We start from the raw sequence: 17,674 nt of genomic DNA on the forward strand, positions 1-17,674 counted from the left end.
ATGGCATCCACCGTCATCGACACCGTCGACACCTCGGACGAGATCGAGCAGTCCCCCGCGGACACCGGCATCCAGTCGTTCCTGGTGACCTTCAACATCCGTCGTTTCGACCCCGAGGTCGACGACGAGCCGCGCTGGGTCGACTACGACGTGGAGCTGTACTCCACCGACCGTGTCCTGGACGCCCTGCACAAGATCAAGTGGGAGGTCGACGGCTCGCTGTCGTTCCGCCGTTCCTGCGCGCACGGCATCTGCGGATCGGATGCCATGCGCATCAACGGCCGCAACCGCCTGGCCTGCAAGACGCTGATCAAGGACCTCGACATCTCGCAGCCGATCTACGTCGAGGCGATCAAGGGCCTGCCGCTGGTGAAGGACCTCATCGTCGACATGGAGCCGTTCTTCGCCTCCTACCGCGAGGTGCAGCCCTTCCTCATCGCCAACAGCAAGCCGGAGCCGGGCAAGGAGCGCATCCAGTCGATCGTGGACCGCGAGGTCTTCGACGACACCACGAAGTGCATCCTGTGCGCCGCGTGCACCTCGTCGTGCCCCGTGTTCTGGACCGACGGCCAGTACTTCGGCCCCGCGGCGATCGTGAACGCCCACCGGTTCATCTTCGACTCGCGCGATGACGCGGGTGACGTGCGCCTGGACATCCTCAACGACAAGGAAGGCGTGTGGCGCTGCCGCACCACCTTCAACTGCACCGAGGCCTGCCCCCGCGGCATCGAGGTCACCAAGGCCATCGCCGAGGTCAAGCAGGCGGTCCTGCGCGGTCGCTGATCCCCGCTTCGGACGGCGGGTGCGCTTCGGCGCCCCGCCGTCCGGCGTTTCCGGGGAGACGCCGTGCCCACCCCGATCGGTCCCGAGCGTCTTCGTGGCCACGTGACCCGCGACGGCTCTCGAAGCGAGAGCCCGGGGACGCGGCATCCATTCATTAGGCTCGAACGGTGACCGAGAGCCGCCACGACCCCCGACCGCTGCCCGGCGCGGCGACGGAGGAGACATCGTTGCGCGAGCGCCTCGAAGCCGCGCAGACGGCCGTACGCGAACGGCTCGACCACCCGATCGCGCGCGCCGCGAAGCTCGCGCAGCTGTTCCCGGTGCGCGTGTGGCGCCACTTCCTGCGGCACAACGGGTTCCTGCTGGCCGCGGGGATGAGCTATCAGGGTCTGTTCGCGATGTTCTCGGCGCTGTATCTGGCGTTCGCGGCCGTCGGCATCTGGTTGGGCGGCAGCAAGACCGCCATCGACGGACTGATCCGGATCGTCAACGGGTACATCCCGGGCATCATCAGCACGAACGGCCTGGTCAAGCCGGAGCAGGTCGAAGCGGTCGCCCAGGAGAGCGGCAGACTCCTGGGCGTGACCGGTGTCGTGGCCGGTGTCGTGGTCGTCTGGACGACGATCGGCTTCGTCACCTTCACCCGCCGAGCCGTGCGCGACACCTTCGGACTGCCCTTCGACCTGCGCAACTACGTGCTGCTCAAGGCCCGGGACTTCGTCGCCTCCGTGCTGTTCGGCCTCGCCCTGCTCATGGGCGCTCTTCTCGGATCGATCACGACCGGCGCCGTCGACCTCGTGTTCGGTTGGATCGGCTGGACCCGCGAGACCGCGTGGTGGTCGCTCGGCGCCCGCGGGGTCTCGCTCCTGGTGGCGTTCGCCGTCAACACTCTCGCGTTGGCATCCCTCTTCCGCTTCCTCACCGGCACCGCGCTCCCCTGGCGCCGGATCTGGCCCGGGGCCCTGGTCGGATCGGCGGGTCTGATCGTGCTGCAGGTCTCGGCGGGCTTCCTGTTCGTCTACACCCCGTCCAACCCGCTCCTGGCGACGTTCACCGTGCTCATCGGGTTCCTGCTGTGGTTCCGGTTCGTGGGCATCGTGATCCTGGTCGCCGCGGCGTGGATCGCCGTCGCGGCCCACGACCGCGACGTGCCGCTGCGCTCGCCCGAAGACCGCCGGGCGATGGAGCAGACCGCGCTCGTCATCGCCGCGCAGGTCGCCGTGCGCGAGGCCGAGCGACGAGCCGCGCTGGCCCGCTGGCCGCGGCGCGGGTCGGCACGACGCCGCCTCCGCGCGGCCCGCGCCCGCCTCGCGCGCGCCGAAGCGGAACTCCCCGCCCCCCGTCGGGCGACGCTGCTGCTGGACTGACCCGGGGTCGACGGCGAGGCTCGTCGTCGCAGACGCACGCTCGGTGTCGGAGGCCCCGGCTACGCTCGACGGGTGGCCCGTTCCGTACGCATCGTCTCCGTCAACGTCAATGGCATCCGTGCCGCCGTCCGCAAGGGCATGACCGAGTGGCTCGACGCTTCGGGCGCCGACATCCTCGCCCTGCAAGAAGTGCGGGCGACCGCCGAACAGCTCGCCGAGGCGCTCCCGGGCTGGCAGATCGTCAACGACGAGGCCCTGCAGAAGGGCCGCGCGGGCGTCGCGATCGCGAGCCGACTCCCCGGCGTCGAGACCCGCACCCACCTCGGACCCGAGCCGCTCGACGCCTCGGGCCGCTGGATCGAGACCGACTTCGACATCGACGGCGAGACCGTGACCGTCGTGAGCGCCTACGTGCACAGCGGTGAGGTCGACACCCCCAAGCAGGATGCCAAGTGGCTCTTCCTGGATGCCATGGAGCGACGCCTCGCCGAACTGGGGCAGACGCGCCCGTTGGCCGTCGTCATGGGCGACCTCAACGTCGGACACCGGGAGCTCGACATCAAGAACTGGAAGGGCAACCGCAAGAACGCAGGGTTCCTCCCCCGCGAGCGCGCGTACTTCGACCGGTTCTTCGGTCCCGCCGGCGCGCAGGTCGAGGGCGCGGACGGCTCGACCGGCCCGGGGCTCGGGTGGGTCGACGTGGGGCGACACCACGCGGGCGAGGTCGAGGGGCCGTACACGTGGTGGTCGATGCGGGGGAAGGCGTTCGACAACGATTCCGGATGGCGGATCGACTACCACGTCGTGACGCCCGCCCTGGCCGAGCGGGTCACCGACTACCGCGTCGACCGGGCACCGTCGTACGACACCCGGTGGAGCGACCACGCCCCGGTCATCGTCGACTACACCTTGGGGATGTGATCCGGGGGTCGACACCTCTGCAGCGGCCTAGGATCGTACGGTGACCCCGCAGCGCCTCTACTCCGGAATGCAGCCCTCCGCCGACAGCCTCCAGATCGGCAACTACATCGGGGCTCTCCTGCAGTGGCGCGAGCTGCAGGACGAGTACGACGCTTTCTTCTCGGTCGTCGACCTCCACGCCCTCACACAGCCCGGCGACCCGGCCGAGCGTCGGGAGAAGACGCGGCGCACCGCGGCGCAGTACATCGCCGCGGGCATCGAGCCGTCGCGGTCGACGTTGTACGTGCAGTCCCACGTGCCCGCGCACGCCGAACTGCAGTGGGTGCTGTCGACCCTCACGGGTTTCGGCGAGGCCGGGCGGATGACGCAGTTCAAGGACAAGTCCGCCCGCTACGGCGCGGACGCCACGAACGTCGGGCTGTTCACCTATCCGGTGCTGATGGCCGCCGACATCCTGCTGTACCAGACCGATGTCGTGCCCGTCGGCGACGACCAGAAGCAGCACATCGAGCTCACCCGCGACCTCGCGGAGCGCTTCAACCAGCGCTTCGGTGAGACGTTCACGATGCCCAAGCCCATGATCCAGCGCGAGACGGCGCGCATCTACGACCTGCAGAACCCCACGTCGAAGATGTCGAAGTCGGCCGAGTCCGACGCCGGTGTGCTGTGGATGCTCGACGAGCCGAAGGTCAGCGCGAAGAAGATCATGCGGGCGGTGACCGACTCCGAGGGAGCCGTGCGATTCGACCGCGAGGCCAAGCCGGGTGTGTCGAACCTGCTCGTCATCTACTCGGCCTTGACCGGTCGCGAGATCGCCTCGATCGAGGACGAGTACGCGGGCCGCGGCTACGGCGACTTCAAGAAGGGCCTCGCCGAGGTCGTCGTCGCGGAGTTCGAGCCGGTGCGCGAGCGCGCGCTCGAGCTGCTCGACGACCCCGCCGAGCTCGATCGCGTGCTCGCGCTGAACGCCGAGCGGGCGGCATCCGTCGCCGAGAAGACCCTCGCCGACGTGTACGACCGCATCGGCCTGCTGCGCCGCGGCTGACGCCGTCGGGGCCGGTGTGCGCCGAGCTGCCCACCGCGCCGAGTTCGCTGAGCAGCCTCAAGACAGCACTACTCCTGCAGAACCGGCCGAGCCGCCATTGATATGCGTGGCCGCGACGGCTCCGCCGGAGTTGCGCGGTGCGGGACAGGCACGGCGCGGCCGCATTGGGAGCCGGAAGCGCCGGAGGTGCCCGGCTCACCCGCCGCTGCGCGCAGCCTCGCCCGCACCCCGGCCTGCACCCCGGTCAGCACAACTCCGGCATTGGTCACTCGAGGGCACTGCGGCGGGGTGAAACAGCCGCCTCTGCCGGAGTTGTGCAGCCGGGCGCCTCAGCGAGGAGCACCGAGGTGGACACCTCGCCGGATGCCTCGCGACGGCGACGCCGCCGCCCGCCCCGCAGCACACCCGCGAGTGCACGCTGCACAGCGTCGGGGCGGTAGAGAATGTCCTCCGCGACCAGGCGCAGCGTGGCGTACCCGAGTTCAGCGGCGACGCGGTCCCGGCGTCGATCGCGCAGTTGCTCCTCCCACGACGAGTGATGCGCACGGCTGTCGCACTCGACGATCAGCCACCCGTCGACCAGGAAATCGACGCGTCCCACGCCGGCGATACGCACCTGCGTCTCGAAGCGAGCGCCGAGACTCCGGAGCATGAGCCGGACGAACGTTTCCGAACCCGCCTCCGCCGATCGGTCGGCCAGCGCCCGGAGCCGTCGGAAGCGTCGCGGAAGCCGCGCGAACACGGCGTCCACCTCCTCCCGAGTGATCAGGTGTTTGTTCCAGGCGCTGTCCACCGAGGCGAGTCCGGCGCGGGGCCCCTGACATCGGAAGGCCTCGGCCAAGGCCTCTACGAGGTCCGCATGCAGATGGCCCGGTCGCGCGCCGGTCGATCGCCAGTGCGCAACGACATCGGGCGGACGGTCGGGGAGCCTGCTCATCTCGCGATCGAACTGCACATGAAGCTGCGGCGCATGCAGAACGAAGACGCCCAGGAGCGAGAGCAGAGACACGCAATCCACGCGCCCGCCGAGACGACCCGCTTCACAGGTGGTGGGGTCGAGGGAGCCTTCCGCGTATCTCCCCCGGCGGAGGCGAACCAGCGCCCCCTCACGCACGGCCCGATCGATCTGTGGACGCGCCATCCCGCGATACGGAGTTCCCGATAGGTATGGAAGCGAGGCGTCGTCATCCTCTTCACTCTGCTCAGATCCCGGGCGGCGGGCGCCGTCCGCGACTCGTTCTGGGGACGAGAGAGCGCCGTTACCGTGATGGGCAGGAGCCGTCGCGAACACAACTCCTGCGGACTGCCCGGGGTCTCTGGCATCCATGCACCTCGGGCCGGGATGCCGGAGTTATGCCGCATCGGTACCGTGGGCGGATGGAGCATGAGCACCTGCACACCGCACGCCTCGAACTCTCGCCCCCGACGACGGCCGACGTCGCCGCCATCCATGCGGCGTGCCAGGATGCCGATCTGCAGCGCTACACCATGGTGCCGTCGCCGTACCTCCTCGAGGACGCGGAACGCTTCGTCGAACTGACCGGGCGATGGTGGGCGGGTGGCACGGAGCCGACGTGGGCGATCCGCCGCGGCGGACGCCTCGTCGGCATGATCGGGCTGGCGAGGCTCGACACCGGGGCGCCCGAGATCGGGTACTGGATCGCCCGCGACGCTCGTCGACAGAATGTGGCAGGCGAAGCCGCCGCGGCCGTCGTCGACTGGGCGTTCGCGGACGAACGTCTCGCCGTCGAGCGGATCGAGTGGCGCGCGGTCGTCGGGAACATCGGCTCCGCCCGAACCGCCCGACGGCTCGGCTTCCGTTACGAGGGGCTGCTGCGACAGGCGCACGTGAACAGTCTCGGCCGCGCGGACGTGTGGATCGGCGGTCTGCTCCGACACGACGACCGGGTCCCGCAGGAGTGGCCTTTCGCCCTCGGGTGAAACCGCCCCCACTCCTGCAGGACCGGCTCCCGCTTGCGGCCACCACCACCGCGTCCGTGTTCCGCAGGAGTTGTGTCGCGGGACCGCGGACCAAACGACCGGACCCGCCGAGCACAACGCTGGCAGATTCGCCGCCGCGCTGGCATCCGCTCCGCACTGACACGCCCCCGCAGGAGTTCTGCGTCGCCAACCCGGCGACTCGTCCTCGGCGCATCGCGGCAAGGGCCTGTCGGATGTCGGAGACGGATGCCACGATGGGCCCATGCCCGAAATGCCCGAGGTCGAAGGACTCGTGGAGTTCCTGCGCGGACGCGTCACGGGGCTGACGTTCACGAAGGCGAGCGTGTCGGCCATCAGCGCCCTGAAGACGTACGATCCGCCGATCGACGCGCTCGTGGGCTCGGCGGTGACGGCGGTCGAACGCCACGGCAAGTTCGTCGACCTCGCCACCGACGGCGGCATCCATCTGATCTTCCACCTGGCCAAAGCGGGGTGGGTGCGCTGGTACGACGCGCTGCCGTCGACGCTCATCAAGCCGGGCAAGACCCCGATCGCCCTCCGCGTCGGCTTCGACGACGGCTCCGGTTTCGACCTCACCGAGGCGGGCACCAAGAAGTCGCTCGCCGTCTACGCCGTCCGCTCCCCCGGCGACGTGCCGGGCGTCGCGCGGCTCGGCCCCGATCCTCTCGATGCGGCTCTGGACCGCGACGCGTTCGCCGCGCTCCTGGCCGGCCGTCGTACGCAGATCAAGGGAGTGCTCCGCGACCAGTCGATCATCGCGGGCGTCGGCAACGCCTACTCCGACGAGATCCTGCACGCCGCGAAGATGTCGCCCTACGCCCTCGCGGCGAACCTCACCGCCGCCGAGATCGACACCCTGCACGCCGCGATGATCTCGACCCTCACCGAGGCGATCGACACCGCGCGCGGTAAGCCGCCGGCCGATCTGAAGGATGCCAAACGTCGGGGCATGCGCGTGCACGGGCGGCGTGGCGAGGCGTGTCCGGTGTGCGGCGGCGAGGTGCGCAGCGTCTTCTTCGCCGACAACTCCCTCGAGTACTGCCCCACGTGCCAGACGGGCGGGAAGATCCTCGCCGATCGCCGTCTTTCGCGCCTGTTGAAGTAGCACCGTCGCCTCCGGCGTCGGCGGGAATGAATCCGTGTCGGCGGTGTTGATTAGACTTCGACCAAGCAACACGTGCTCCGGGGTCGGTGAGAATCCGAACCGGCGGTGACAGTCCGCGAACCCCTCCGCTCAGCGGTGGGGCCGATCCGGTGGAATTCCGGAACCGACGGTGATGAGGCGAGAGATCTCCTCTAGTCCGGATAGGAGGCAGCACGGTCGGCATGCCGCGCCGCCCTGCCCTCTCCTGCCCCGTTCACGACGGGAAGGACAGGAAATGGCATCCGCCGCCGAAACTGACGCCATGCGCCAGGCGCTGCGTCTCGCGCGGAACGGCCCCCGCGGGCTCAACCCGCAGGTCGGCGCCGTGATCCTCTCCCCCGCCGGCGACGTCCTCGCCGAGGGCTTCCACCGCGGTGCGGGCACGCCGCACGCCGAGGTCGACGCGCTGTCCACGCTCGCACCGGGAGCCGCCCGCGGAGCGACCGCGGTCGTCACGCTCGAGCCGTGCAACCACACCGGGCGCACCGGTCCGTGCGCCGTCGCGCTCCTGGAGGCCGGCGTCGCGCGGGTGGTCTACGCCCTCGACGATCCGACGGATGCCGCCGCGGGCGGGGCAGACCGTCTCCGGGCCGGCGGTGTCGATGTCGAGGCGGGGCTCGAGCGCGAGGCCGCGACCGACCTCGTCCGCGACTGGGTGCACCTGCAGCGCACCGGCCGTCCCCGCGTGACCGTGAAGTGGGCGCAGAGCCTCGACGGCCGCGCCGCGGCGGACGACGGTTCCAGCCAATGGATCACCGGACCGAAGGCCCGCCGCGACGTCCACGAACGCCGTGCGGCCGCCGACGCGATCCTCGTCGGCACAGGAACGGTCCGCGCGGACGACCCCGCGCTCACGGCTCGCGACGCGGACGGGGCTCTCCTCGGAGACCAGCCCGTCCCGGTCATCGTGGGTGAGAGCGAGATCCCCGTGGATGCCGCGGTGCGCCGTCACCCGCACGCGCCGCTGTTCTTCGCCACCCGCGACCTCGCCGCTGTCCTCCACGACCTCGGTGGTCGTGGCATCCAGTCCGTGTTCGTCGAGGGGGGTCCCACCCTCGAGAGCGCCCTGGTGCGCGACGGACTGGTCGACGAGCTGCTGGTCTACCTCGCGCCCGTGCTGCTCGGCGGCTCGCGCCTCGCGCTCGGCGACCTCGGCGTGCCGGACATCGCCGCCGCGCGGCGGCTCGCGGTGGCATCCATCGACATCCTCGGCGACGACATCCGCGTCGTCGCCCGTCCCGTCCACGACACCCAGGGGGAATCCTGATGTTCACCGGAATCGTTGAAGAGGTCGGCGAGATCACCGCCGTCGAGCCGTCCGGAGACGGCGTGCGCGTGACCGTGAGGGCGCCGCTGTCGGTGTCGGATGCCGGCCACGGAGACTCGATCTCGGTCAGCGGCGTGTGCCTCACCGTCGTCGAGCAGGGTCCCGACTGGTTCACCGCCGACGTCATGAAGCAGACGCTGGACATGTCGACGCTCGCCGACGTCGCGGCCGGTCGCGCGGTGAATCTCGAGCGCGCCACCGCCGCCCACGGACGTCTGGGCGGTCACGTCGTGCAGGGCCACATCGACGGCACGGGCGTCGTGCGCGAGGTACGACCGGGCGCTCAGTGGAGCGTCGTACGCGTCGGCATCCCGGCCCACCTCGCCCCGCTCGTGGTCGACAAGGGGTCCATCGCGATCGACGGCGTCTCGCTGACGGTGAGCGCGGTGAGCGAGGCCGCCGATCCCGAGCCGTGGCTGGAGGTGTCGCTGATCCCCGAGACCCTCGAGGCCACGACCCTGGGCCGCGCCGAAGCGGGCGTCCCGGTCAACCTCGAGACCGACATCCTGGCCCGGCACGTTCAGCGCCTGCTCGCCTTCCGCAGTACCGAGAACCCCGCGGCCCCCGCCGCGACGACCGAGAGGGGCTCCGCATGAGCCTGTCCACCATCCCCGAGGCCCTCGAGGCCCTGCGCGCCGGGCGGCCGGTGCTCGTCGCGGACGATGAGAACCGCGAGAACGAGGGCGACGTCATCATCTCGGCCCAGCTCGCCACGCCCGAGTGGCTCGCGTGGACGGTGCGCTGGTCCAGCGGCTACGTCTGCGCGCCCATGCCGGCGGACTGGGCCGACCGCCTCGACCTCCCGCCGATGGTCGAGGTCAACCAGGATGCCCGCGGCACCGCGTACACGGTCAGCGTCGACGCGGCCGAGGGCGTCGGGACCGGGATCAGCGCCGCCGATCGCGCGCACACGCTGAACGTCCTCGCCGACCCCGAGTCGGTGCCCGCGAGCCTCATCCGCCCGGGTCACGTGCTGCCGCTGCGCGCCGTCGACGGGGGCGTGCGCGAGCGCGCCGGCCACACCGAGGCCGCCGTCGACCTCATGCGCCTGGCCGGTCTCGAGCCCGTCGGCGCGATCGCCGAGGTCGTGGCCGAGGACGGCAGCATGATGCGTCTGCCCGGGCTGATCGAGCTCGGGCAGCGCGACGGTGTGCCGGTCATCACGATCGAGCAGCTCATCGCCTACCTCGACCAGACCGAACCGGTCGCGACCTCCCCGGCGCCGCGTCGTCGCGTGAGCCTGCGCGCCGAGGCGAACGTGCCCACGGCCCACGGGACGTTCCGCTTCCTCGCCTACAAGGACCGCATCACCGGCACCGACCACATCGCGGTGGTCTCGGGCGAGATCACCGACGCGGCGCCCCTCGTGCGCGTGCACTCGGAGTGCCTGACCGGTGAGGCGTTCGGTTCGCTCAAGTGCGAGTGCGGTCCTCAACTGGATGCCGCGCTCGACACGATCGAACGCGAGGGAGGCATCGTGATCTACATGCGCGGCCACGAGGGGCGCGGCATCGGCCTCATCAACAAGCTGCGGGCGTACAGCCTGCAGGAGCGGGGCCTGGACACCGTGGACGCCAACCTGGCCCTGGGGCTGCCGGCGGACGCCCGCGACTACGCCGCCGCCGCCGGCATCCTCACAGACCTCGGTGTCGAACAGGTCCGCCTGCTCACCAACAACACCGACAAAGTGGCACAGCTGCGCAGCTTCGGACTGGACGTCGTCGAGCAGGTCCCCCTGCTCGTGGGTGTCGGCCCCAACAACCACCAGTACCTCGAGACCAAGCGCGACCGGATGGGTCACGTCATCGACGAGGACGAACTGCGCGACGCGCTCGCGCACATGAAGGAAGGACTCTCCTGATGGCGGGAAGCGGAGCACCCGAGACCGGCGGCATCGACGCGACGGGACTGAACGTCGTCGTCGTCGCGGGCACGTGGCACGAGGTCATCACCGACGGCCTGATCGCCGGCGCGAGGAAGGTCCTGGATGCCACGGGCGCGACGTACCGCGTCGTGCGCGTGCCGGGCTCGTTCGAGCTGCCGGTGGCCGCCGTCGCGGCGTTCGAGGGCGGCGCCGACGCCGTGGTGGCCCTGGGCGTCATCATCCGCGGGGGCACCCCGCACTTCGAGTACGTCTCTTCGGCGGCGACGGACGGGCTGACCCGCGTCGCGATCGACGCGGGCAAGCCCGTCGGTTTCGGTGTGCTCACCCTCGACGACGAGCAGCAGGGACTCGACCGCGCCGGGCTCGACGGGTCGAAGGAGGACAAGGGTGCCGAGGCTGCCGATGCGGCCCTCCGCACCGCCCTGGTCCTGCGCGACCTGCGCGGCTGAACGACCCGGCGAGGCGCGCCTCCCGCGCGGTGAGGCGCGCCTTGCTGGCGTCGAGATCACGGCATCCCTAATCTGACGGTCATGGAGATCCTGCGTCACGTCGTCGTGCTCGTCCACCTCGTCGGATTCGCCGTGCTGTTCGGCGCCTGGATCGTGGAGGCGGTCGCCCGCCGTGTGCAGGTGACGCGTCTGATGAGCTACGGCATGCTGACCGCGCTGGTCTCCGGGCTCGCCCTGGCTGCGCCGTGGGGGATCGATCACGACCTCAACTACGTCAAGATCGGCACGAAGCTCGTCGTGCTCATCGTCATCGGTGCGCTCCTGGGCATCGGCTCGGCCCGGCAGAAGCGCACCGGTGCGGCGCCGTCGGCACTGTTCTGGCTCGTGGGCCCGTTGACGTTGCTGAACGCCGCACTCGCCGTGCTCTGGCGCTGATCGGCGCGTCTCCCGCGAAGGCCTAGACTGGAGGGTCTGGACCCCCACCCGGGTCCTTCCCGGTGCCCCCCGCCGCGCGCCCGGACACGCACACCAGGTGTGTCCGACTCCGCGCCACCGCTGCGCCCCCACGACGGACGCGATTGATCGATCTCCTGTCAGGCAGTCATGACCTCCTCCTCCCCCACCCTCCGCTCGTCGTCGGCTCCGGCCAATCCCCGTTCGCGCGTCATCACCGCGAGCCTCATCGGCACCACGATCGAGTTCTACGACTTCTACGCGTACGCCACCGCGGCCGTGCTCGTCTTCCCGATCCTCTTCTTCCCCACCGGGAACGAGACCACCTCGCTCCTGCTGTCGTTCAGCGTCTTCGGAGCGGCGATGGTCGCCCGCCCCCTGGGCGCCGTGGTCTTCGGACACTTCGGCGACCGGTTCGGCCGCAAGGCCACGCTCGTGGCATCCCTTCTCACGATGGGTGTCGCGACCTTCCTCATCGGATGCCTCCCCACGTACAACGACATCGGCGTGTGGGCCGCGGTGCTGCTGCTGATCATGCGCCTCGCGCAGGGCTTCGCGCTCGGCGGCGAGTGGTCCGGAGCGGCCCTCGTCGCGACCGAGAACGCACCGAAGGGCAAGCGCGCCTGGTACGGAACGTTCCCGCAGCTGGGTGCGCCCATCGGCTTCATCATCGCCAACGGCATCTTCCTCATCATCAACTTCGCCCTCCCCCACCCCGACGGCACGGCGCAGCGTTCCGCGGAGTTCCTCACCTGGGGCTGGCGTGTGCCGTTCCTGTTCTCGGCGGTCATGGTCATCGTCGGGCTGTGGGTGCGCCTGAAGCTCGTCGAGAGCGAGTCGTTCGCGAAGGCCGAGAAGAGCGGTGCGATCCGCAAGTTCCCGCTGGGCGAAGTCATCCGTCGCAACTGGGTGCAGCTGATCCTCGGCACGTTCATCATGCTGGCGACCTACGTGCTGTTCTACCTGATGACGAGCTTCACGCTGTCGTACGGCACCAAGCCGACGCTCGACGGCGCCGCCGCTGCGGCCGAGAAGGCCGGGACACCGTTCGACGCCGCCACGTACGTGCCCGGACTCGGCTTCGGCTACACCGACTTCGTGATCATGCAGATCATCGGCGTGGTCTTCTTCGGCGTCTTCACGATGCTGTCCGGCCCGATCGCCGACCGCATCGGCCGGAAGCGCCTGCTCATCGGCGTCACGATCGCGATCATCGCGTTCGGTCTGACGTTCGCGTTCTTCCTGCTGCCCCAGGCGGACGCCGCTCTGACGCGCGTGTACGTCCAGGCGTTCCTCATCATCGGGTTCCTGCTCATGGGCTCGACGTTCGGCCCGATGGGCGCCGTGCTGCCCGAGCTGTTCCCGACGAACACGCGGTACACCGGCTCGGCCATCTCGTACAACGTGTCGTCGATCCTCGGCGCCGCGCTCGCCCCGATCGTCGCGGTGGCGCTGTGGGCCGCCGGCGACGGAAACCCGTGGCTCGTGGGCGCGTACCTGTCGGCGATGGGCGTGCTCACCCTGATCGCCCTGGTGCTCTCCCCCGAGACCAAGGACGTCGCCTACGACGACAACCTCGCCGCGGGGGCGACCGCGCCGTAGCGCTTCGCGGACGGATCACCGGATGCCACGGGGCCTCGGCCTCGTGGCATCCGTCGTTCCCGCCCCGATCGTCAACTTCAGTTGACATCGCATCAGATGTCAACCAGGATTGACGCATGAGTGAGGCGATCCATACCGCCCTCGGCGGACTCGGCGACGATGAGCCCTTGGTCGAGCTCCGGCGGCTCGCGACGCTCCGTCAGGAGATCGCGCGCGTCGAGGAGGCGCAGGTACGCCGCGCCCGACTGCGCGGACACTCCTGGCTCGCCATCGCGAGCGCGCTGGGCGTGACCAGACAAGCCGCGCACAAGAAGTACGGTCGAATCTGACCCCCGCACAGAACGAGGTGAGCATGTCCGTTCCCGCTCCCGCCCGCGGCCGCCGCGGTCGTCGCGCCGCCGAGGGCCCGCGCGCGTCCTTCCGCCAGCTGCTGCCCTTCCTGCTCGAGCACAAGCGCACGCTCGTCGTCGTGGCCGTTCTGAGCATCCTCGGCGCCGGGGCGACGCTGGTGCAGCCGCTCCTGGTGGGGGAGGTCATCTCGCGCGTGCAGGAGTCCGTGCCGCTCGGGGCACTCGTCTGGCTCCTGGTCGGCTTCGTCGTGCTGTCCTCGCTCATCTCGGGATACCAGCACTATCTGCTCCAGCGCACCGGCACCGCGGTGGTGTACTCCAGCCGACGCCGACTCATCGCGCGCATCCTGCACCTGCCGATCAGCGAGTTCGACGCCCGCCGCACGGGCGACCTCGTCTCGCGCGTGGGCACCGACACGACTCTGCTGTACGCCGTCCTCACCCAGGGGCTCGCGGATGCCGTCGGCAACGCACTCATCCTCGTCGGGGCGGTCGTCGCAATGGCGTTCATCGACCCCCTGCTGCTCGGCCTCATCGTGCTCGTCCTGGGTGCCTCGATCGCCACCGTGGGCATCCTCAGCACGCGCATCCGCGCGGCCTCGGCGGCGCAGCAGACCAAGGTCGGCGAGCTGGCGTCGGGTGTGGAACGCGCCGTCGGGTCGATCCGCACGATCCGTGCCGCCGGGGCGACCGATCGCGAGGCCACGGCCGTGACCCGCGCCGCCACCGAGGCGTACGACGCCGGGGTGCGCATCGCGAAGGTCTCGGCCCTCATCGTGCCCGTGGCCGGCATCGCACTGCAGGTGTCCCTGCTGGTGGTGCTGGGCGTCGGCGGCTTCCGCGTGGCATCCGGCGCCATCGACGTCGCGGCCCTGGTGACGTTCGTCATCTTCCTGTTCCTGCTCGTGCAACCGCTCGCCTCGGCGATCGGCGCGATCACATCGGTGAACCAGGCCCTCGGCGCGCTCGGGCGCATCCAAGAGGTCCTGGACCTGCCGCTCGAAGAGGACGGCGATCGGCACGGCACGACGGAACCCCGCCCGGAGGCCGCCGCGATCGAGTTCCGCGACGTGCGCTTCCGCTACCCCGACCATGTGGTGCGGGCCCGCGAGGCCGCCGCGCGGGAGGCACGTTCCGTGCTCGCGCAGGCACACCTCGACCGCGCCGCGGACGAGACCGTCGCCGAGGCGGAGGAGGGCGAACGGGAGGTGCTGCGCGGGGTCTCCTTCACCGTTGCCCGCGGGTCCCGTGTCGCGCTCGTCGGCCCCTCCGGCGCGGGCAAGAGCACGGTGCTGTCCCTCGTCGAACGGTTCTACGACCCCACCGGGGGCGCGATCCTCGTCGACGGCATCGACGCGCGCGATCTCGCCCGCGATGACCTGCGCTCCCGCTTCGGTTACGTCGAACAGGACGCCCCGACCCTGGCCGGCACGATCGCCGACAACCTGCGTCTGGCATCGCCCGAGGCATCCGACGCCGACTGCGAGCGGGTGCTGCGCGCGGTGAACCTCGGCGACGTGCTGGAGCGCAGCCCGCTCGGGGTCGACGCCCCGGTGGGTGAGGACGGCGTGATGCTCTCCGGCGGCGAGCGGCAGCGGCTGGCCATCGCGCGGGCGCTGCTGGCCGCTCCCCCCGTGCTGCTCCTGGACGAGTCGACATCGTCACTCGACGGCGTGAACGAGCAGCGTATGCGCGAGGCCATCGACGCCGTCGCCACCGGCCGCACGCTGCTGGTCATCGCGCACCGGCTGTCGACCGTCGTGGACAGCGACCTCATCGTGGTGCTCGAGGACGGCCGCGTCGTCGGTCAGGGCACGCACAGCGAGCTCGTGGCATCCGTGCCGCTCTATCGGGAGCTCGCGAAGCACCAGCTGCTCGTGTGAGGCACCCGGCGGCGGACGGGGCACCGGGGCGGGCCGGGCGCCGGGGCGGGGCGCCGGGCCGGGGCGCCGGGCCGGGCGCTGGGCGCCGGGCGGGCGTCGGGCCGGGGCGGGGCGTCGGGCCGGGGCGGGGCGTCGGGCCGGGCTGGGCGGGGCGCCGGGCGGACGCCGTAGCCATGCATAAACGCGATCCGCGCACGGAAACACGCTGCGCACGCGTTTATGCGCGCGAGTGGCGTTTATGCCTGGTGGCACCCCGCACCGCGCCCCCGCACCACCACCGGCGCCGCGCCACCCCACCCGGCTCCCGCACCACCACGCGCCCCCGCGCCGCCGCGCCGCACCGCGCCCCAACACCACCGTCGCCGCCCCGCCGCACCACGCCGCACCACCGCGGCCGCCCGCCCACCCGCGCCCGCGCCGCCGCGGCGACCTGCCGCACGCAGGACGACGCCCCTCCCGCGCGCCAAGAGCAGGGAGGGGCGTCGAGTGTGGGGGTCAGGCCCGCTGCAGGCGGTACCGCAGCGCGGCCAGCTCGGCGCGCAGCGCGGCCGGGAGGTGGCTGCCGAAGGTGTCGAAGAACTCCTCCGTGAGGTCGGCCTCGGCCAGCCACGACTCCTCGTCGATCGCGAACAGCTCGGCGAGGTCGGCCTCGGGCAGGTCCAGGCCGGACAGGTCGAGGTCTTCGATCCGGGGCAGACGTCCGATGGGGCTGTCCACGGCCTCGACCTGGCCGTCGACGCGGCGGATGATCCAGTCGATGACGCGGGCGTTGTCACCGAACCCGGGCCAGAGGAACCGGCCGTCGTCACCCTTGCGGAACCAGTTGACCTGGAAGATGCGCGGCGCGCGGTCGAAGCGGAGCTTCTCGCCGACCTTCAGCCAGTGGCCGAAGTAGTCGCCCATGTTGTAGCCGCAGAACGGCAGCATCGCGAACGGATCGCGACGCAGCTCGCCGACGGTGCCCTCCTGCGCCGCGGTCTTCTCACTCGACACCGTCGAGCCGAGGAAGACACCGTGCGACCAGTCGGTGGCCTCGAGCACGAGCGGGACGTTGGTGGCCCGACGACCGCCGAACAGGATGACATCGAGCGGGACACCTTCGGGCGTCTCCCAGTCCTCCGCGATCTGCGGGCACTGGGCGGCGGCGACCGTGAAGCGGGAGTTGGGGTGAGCGGCCGGCCGGCCCGAGGCGGGCGTCCAGTCGTTGCCCTCCCAGTCGATCAGCCGCGGAGGCGCCTCGTCGGTCAGCCCCTCCCACCACACGTCGCCATCCGGACGCAGCGCGACGTTCGTGAAGATCGTGTTGCCCCACAGCGTCTCGACGGCGGTGACGTTCGTGGACTCACCGGTGCCGGGCGCGACACCGAAGAAGCCGGCCTCGGGGTTGATCGCCCAGAGTCGTCCGTCTTCGCCGGGACGGATCCACGTGATGTCGTCGCCGAGGGTCTCCACGCGCCACCCGGGGATCGTCGGCCGCAGCATGGCCAGGTTCGTCTTGCCGCAGGCCGAGGGGAACGCCGCGGCGACGTGGTACGCCTTTCCCTTCGGGTCGATGACGCGGATGAGCAGCATGTGCTCGGCCAGCCACCCCTCGTCGCGGCCGATCACCGAGGCGATGCGCAGCGCGAAGCACTTCTTCGCCAGGATCGCGTTGCCGCCGTAACCGGACCCGTACGACCACACCTCCAGGGTGTCGGGGAAGTGCACGATGTACTTCTCGTCGTTGCACGGCCACGTGACGTCCGCCTCGCCGGGGGCGAGCGGCGCACCCACCGAGTGCACGGTCTTGACCCACGGGGCACCCGCGGCGATGCGCTCGAGCACCGCGGTGCCGACGCGAGTCATGATGCCGATCGATGCCACGGCGTAGGCGCTGTCGGTGATCTGCACGCCGATGTGGCTGAGCGGACCGCCGACCGCGCCCATCGAGAAGGGCACCACGTACATGGTGCGTCCGCGCATCGACCCCTCGAAGACGCCGTCGAGCGTCTGCCGGATCTCGGCCGGAGCGACCCAGTTGTTGGTGGGACCGGCATCCTTCTCGCGCTCGGAGGCGATGAAGGTGCGCGACTCCAGACGGGCGACGTCGCCCGGGTGCGATCGCGCGAGGTACGAGCCCGGCCGCCACTCGGGGTTGAGCTTGATGAGCTTGCCCTCGTCGACCATCTCGCGCAGCAGCGCGTCGTTCTCGGCCGCCGAGCCGTCGACCCAATGGATGCTGTCGGGCTGCGTGAGCGCGGCGACCTCGTCGACCCACGCGGTGAGCGCGGCGAGGCCCGGACCCTCGACGGACGGGCGGATGCCTCGGCCCGGGCGGGGCGTGTGGGCCGCGGCCGTCGCGGCAGGGCGACCGGAGGGGCGTCCGGCGAAGATGTCGGCGAGTGCCATGTCGATCTCCTCGATTGAGAGCGAATTCGGTGGTCTTCCTCCACTGTGCGGCGCTTCCACCCGATTTTCAGCAGATTTCTGCCGCAAGAATCGCCCATCTTTCGCTATCGTCAAG

The 17,674-nt window shown here is 70.7% G+C and carries 16 protein-coding genes and 1 riboswitch; of the genes, 14 read left to right on the forward strand and 2 right to left on the reverse strand.

Features of this window, described 5'->3' with window-relative positions; all coding sequences use genetic code 11:
* From LL239_RS05065 to trpS, 4 genes are all read left to right on the forward strand, one after another.
* Nucleotides 1-783, forward strand: a complete 783-nt coding sequence (locus LL239_RS05065; protein WP_228162371.1) for a succinate dehydrogenase iron-sulfur subunit — start codon at nucleotides 1-3, stop codon at nucleotides 781-783.
* Between the two features lie 167 nt (nucleotides 784-950).
* Complete coding sequence (locus LL239_RS05070) at nucleotides 951-2,150, forward strand: YihY/virulence factor BrkB family protein (RefSeq protein WP_228162372.1); 1,200 nt, start codon at nucleotides 951-953, stop codon at nucleotides 2,148-2,150.
* 72 nt (nucleotides 2,151-2,222) lie between these two features.
* Nucleotides 2,223-3,071: an exodeoxyribonuclease III gene (locus LL239_RS05075; RefSeq protein WP_228162373.1), complete on the forward strand. Its 849-nt coding sequence runs from the start codon at nucleotides 2,223-2,225 to the stop codon at nucleotides 3,069-3,071.
* 40 nt (nucleotides 3,072-3,111) lie between these two features.
* On the forward strand, nucleotides 3,112-4,116 hold the full coding sequence (trpS, locus tag LL239_RS05080; protein WP_228162374.1) for a tryptophan--tRNA ligase: 1,005 nt from the start codon (nucleotides 3,112-3,114) through the stop codon (nucleotides 4,114-4,116).
* Nucleotides 4,117-4,381: 265 nt separating this feature from the next.
* Here trpS and LL239_RS05085 read toward each other — a convergent pair whose 3' ends face one another.
* Nucleotides 4,382-5,053 carry an endonuclease domain-containing protein gene (locus LL239_RS05085; RefSeq protein WP_228162375.1) on the reverse strand — a complete coding sequence of 224 codons (672 nt, stop codon included), beginning with the start codon at nucleotides 5,051-5,053 and terminating at the stop codon, nucleotides 4,382-4,384.
* 440 nt (nucleotides 5,054-5,493) lie between these two features.
* Here LL239_RS05085 and LL239_RS05090 point away from each other — a divergent pair, with 440 nt between their 5' ends.
* The 10 genes from LL239_RS05090 (at nucleotide 5,494) to LL239_RS05135 (ending at nucleotide 15,171) form a co-directional block, all read left to right on the forward strand.
* Nucleotides 5,494-6,057 (forward strand): GNAT family N-acetyltransferase, encoded by a 564-nt coding sequence (locus LL239_RS05090; RefSeq protein ID WP_228162376.1) that lies wholly within the window; start codon nucleotides 5,494-5,496, stop codon nucleotides 6,055-6,057.
* A gap of 262 nt (nucleotides 6,058-6,319) precedes the next feature.
* The gene (locus LL239_RS05095; RefSeq protein WP_228162377.1) at nucleotides 6,320-7,183 is read left to right on the forward strand and encodes an Fpg/Nei family DNA glycosylase; all 864 of its coding nucleotides are present in this window, start codon (nucleotides 6,320-6,322) and stop codon (nucleotides 7,181-7,183) included.
* A gap of 69 nt (nucleotides 7,184-7,252) precedes the next feature.
* Nucleotides 7,253-7,400, forward strand: a riboswitch (FMN riboswitch).
* A 57-nt stretch (nucleotides 7,401-7,457) separates the two neighbouring features.
* On the forward strand, nucleotides 7,458-8,489 hold the full coding sequence (ribD, locus tag LL239_RS05100) for a bifunctional diaminohydroxyphosphoribosylaminopyrimidine deaminase/5-amino-6-(5-phosphoribosylamino)uracil reductase RibD (protein ID WP_228162378.1): 1,032 nt from the start codon (nucleotides 7,458-7,460) through the stop codon (nucleotides 8,487-8,489).
* The gene (locus LL239_RS05105; RefSeq protein ID WP_228162379.1) at nucleotides 8,489-9,145 is read left to right on the forward strand and encodes a riboflavin synthase; all 657 of its coding nucleotides are present in this window, start codon (nucleotides 8,489-8,491) and stop codon (nucleotides 9,143-9,145) included. The genes ribD and LL239_RS05105 overlap by 1 nt, the downstream gene beginning before the upstream one ends.
* A complete protein-coding gene (ribA, locus tag LL239_RS05110) occupies nucleotides 9,142-10,410 on the forward strand; it encodes a GTP cyclohydrolase II (RefSeq protein ID WP_228162380.1) in 1,269 nt (422 codons plus the stop codon). The genes LL239_RS05105 and ribA overlap by 4 nt, the downstream gene beginning before the upstream one ends.
* Nucleotides 10,410-10,883, forward strand: coding sequence for a 6,7-dimethyl-8-ribityllumazine synthase (ribH, locus tag LL239_RS05115; protein WP_228162381.1), 474 nt, complete (start codon nucleotides 10,410-10,412; stop codon nucleotides 10,881-10,883). The genes ribA and ribH overlap by 1 nt, the downstream gene beginning before the upstream one ends.
* Before the next feature lie 81 nt (nucleotides 10,884-10,964).
* A complete protein-coding gene (locus LL239_RS05120) occupies nucleotides 10,965-11,318 on the forward strand; it encodes a Fe-S protein (RefSeq protein ID WP_228162382.1) in 354 nt (117 codons plus the stop codon).
* Between the two features lie 168 nt (nucleotides 11,319-11,486).
* Entirely contained in the window at nucleotides 11,487-12,938 is a 1,452-nt protein-coding gene (locus LL239_RS05125) for an MFS transporter (protein ID WP_228162383.1), read from the forward strand.
* A 116-nt stretch (nucleotides 12,939-13,054) separates the two neighbouring features.
* Nucleotides 13,055-13,267, forward strand: a complete 213-nt coding sequence (locus tag LL239_RS05130; protein ID WP_228162384.1) for an AsnC family protein — start codon at nucleotides 13,055-13,057, stop codon at nucleotides 13,265-13,267.
* 23 nt (nucleotides 13,268-13,290) lie between these two features.
* Nucleotides 13,291-15,171 (forward strand): ABC transporter ATP-binding protein, encoded by a 1,881-nt coding sequence (locus tag LL239_RS05135; protein ID WP_228162385.1) that lies wholly within the window; start codon nucleotides 13,291-13,293, stop codon nucleotides 15,169-15,171.
* 495 nt (nucleotides 15,172-15,666) lie between these two features.
* Here the strand turns inward: LL239_RS05135 and LL239_RS05140 are convergent, their stop codons facing one another.
* Nucleotides 15,667-17,559: a phosphoenolpyruvate carboxykinase (GTP) gene (locus tag LL239_RS05140; RefSeq protein WP_228162386.1), complete on the reverse strand. Its 1,893-nt coding sequence runs from the start codon at nucleotides 17,557-17,559 to the stop codon at nucleotides 15,667-15,669.
* Nucleotides 17,560-17,674 lie beyond the last annotated feature (115 nt).

Source organism: Microbacterium testaceum (assembly GCF_020781835.1).
Classification (GTDB): domain Bacteria; phylum Actinomycetota; class Actinomycetes; order Actinomycetales; family Microbacteriaceae; genus Microbacterium; species Microbacterium testaceum_H.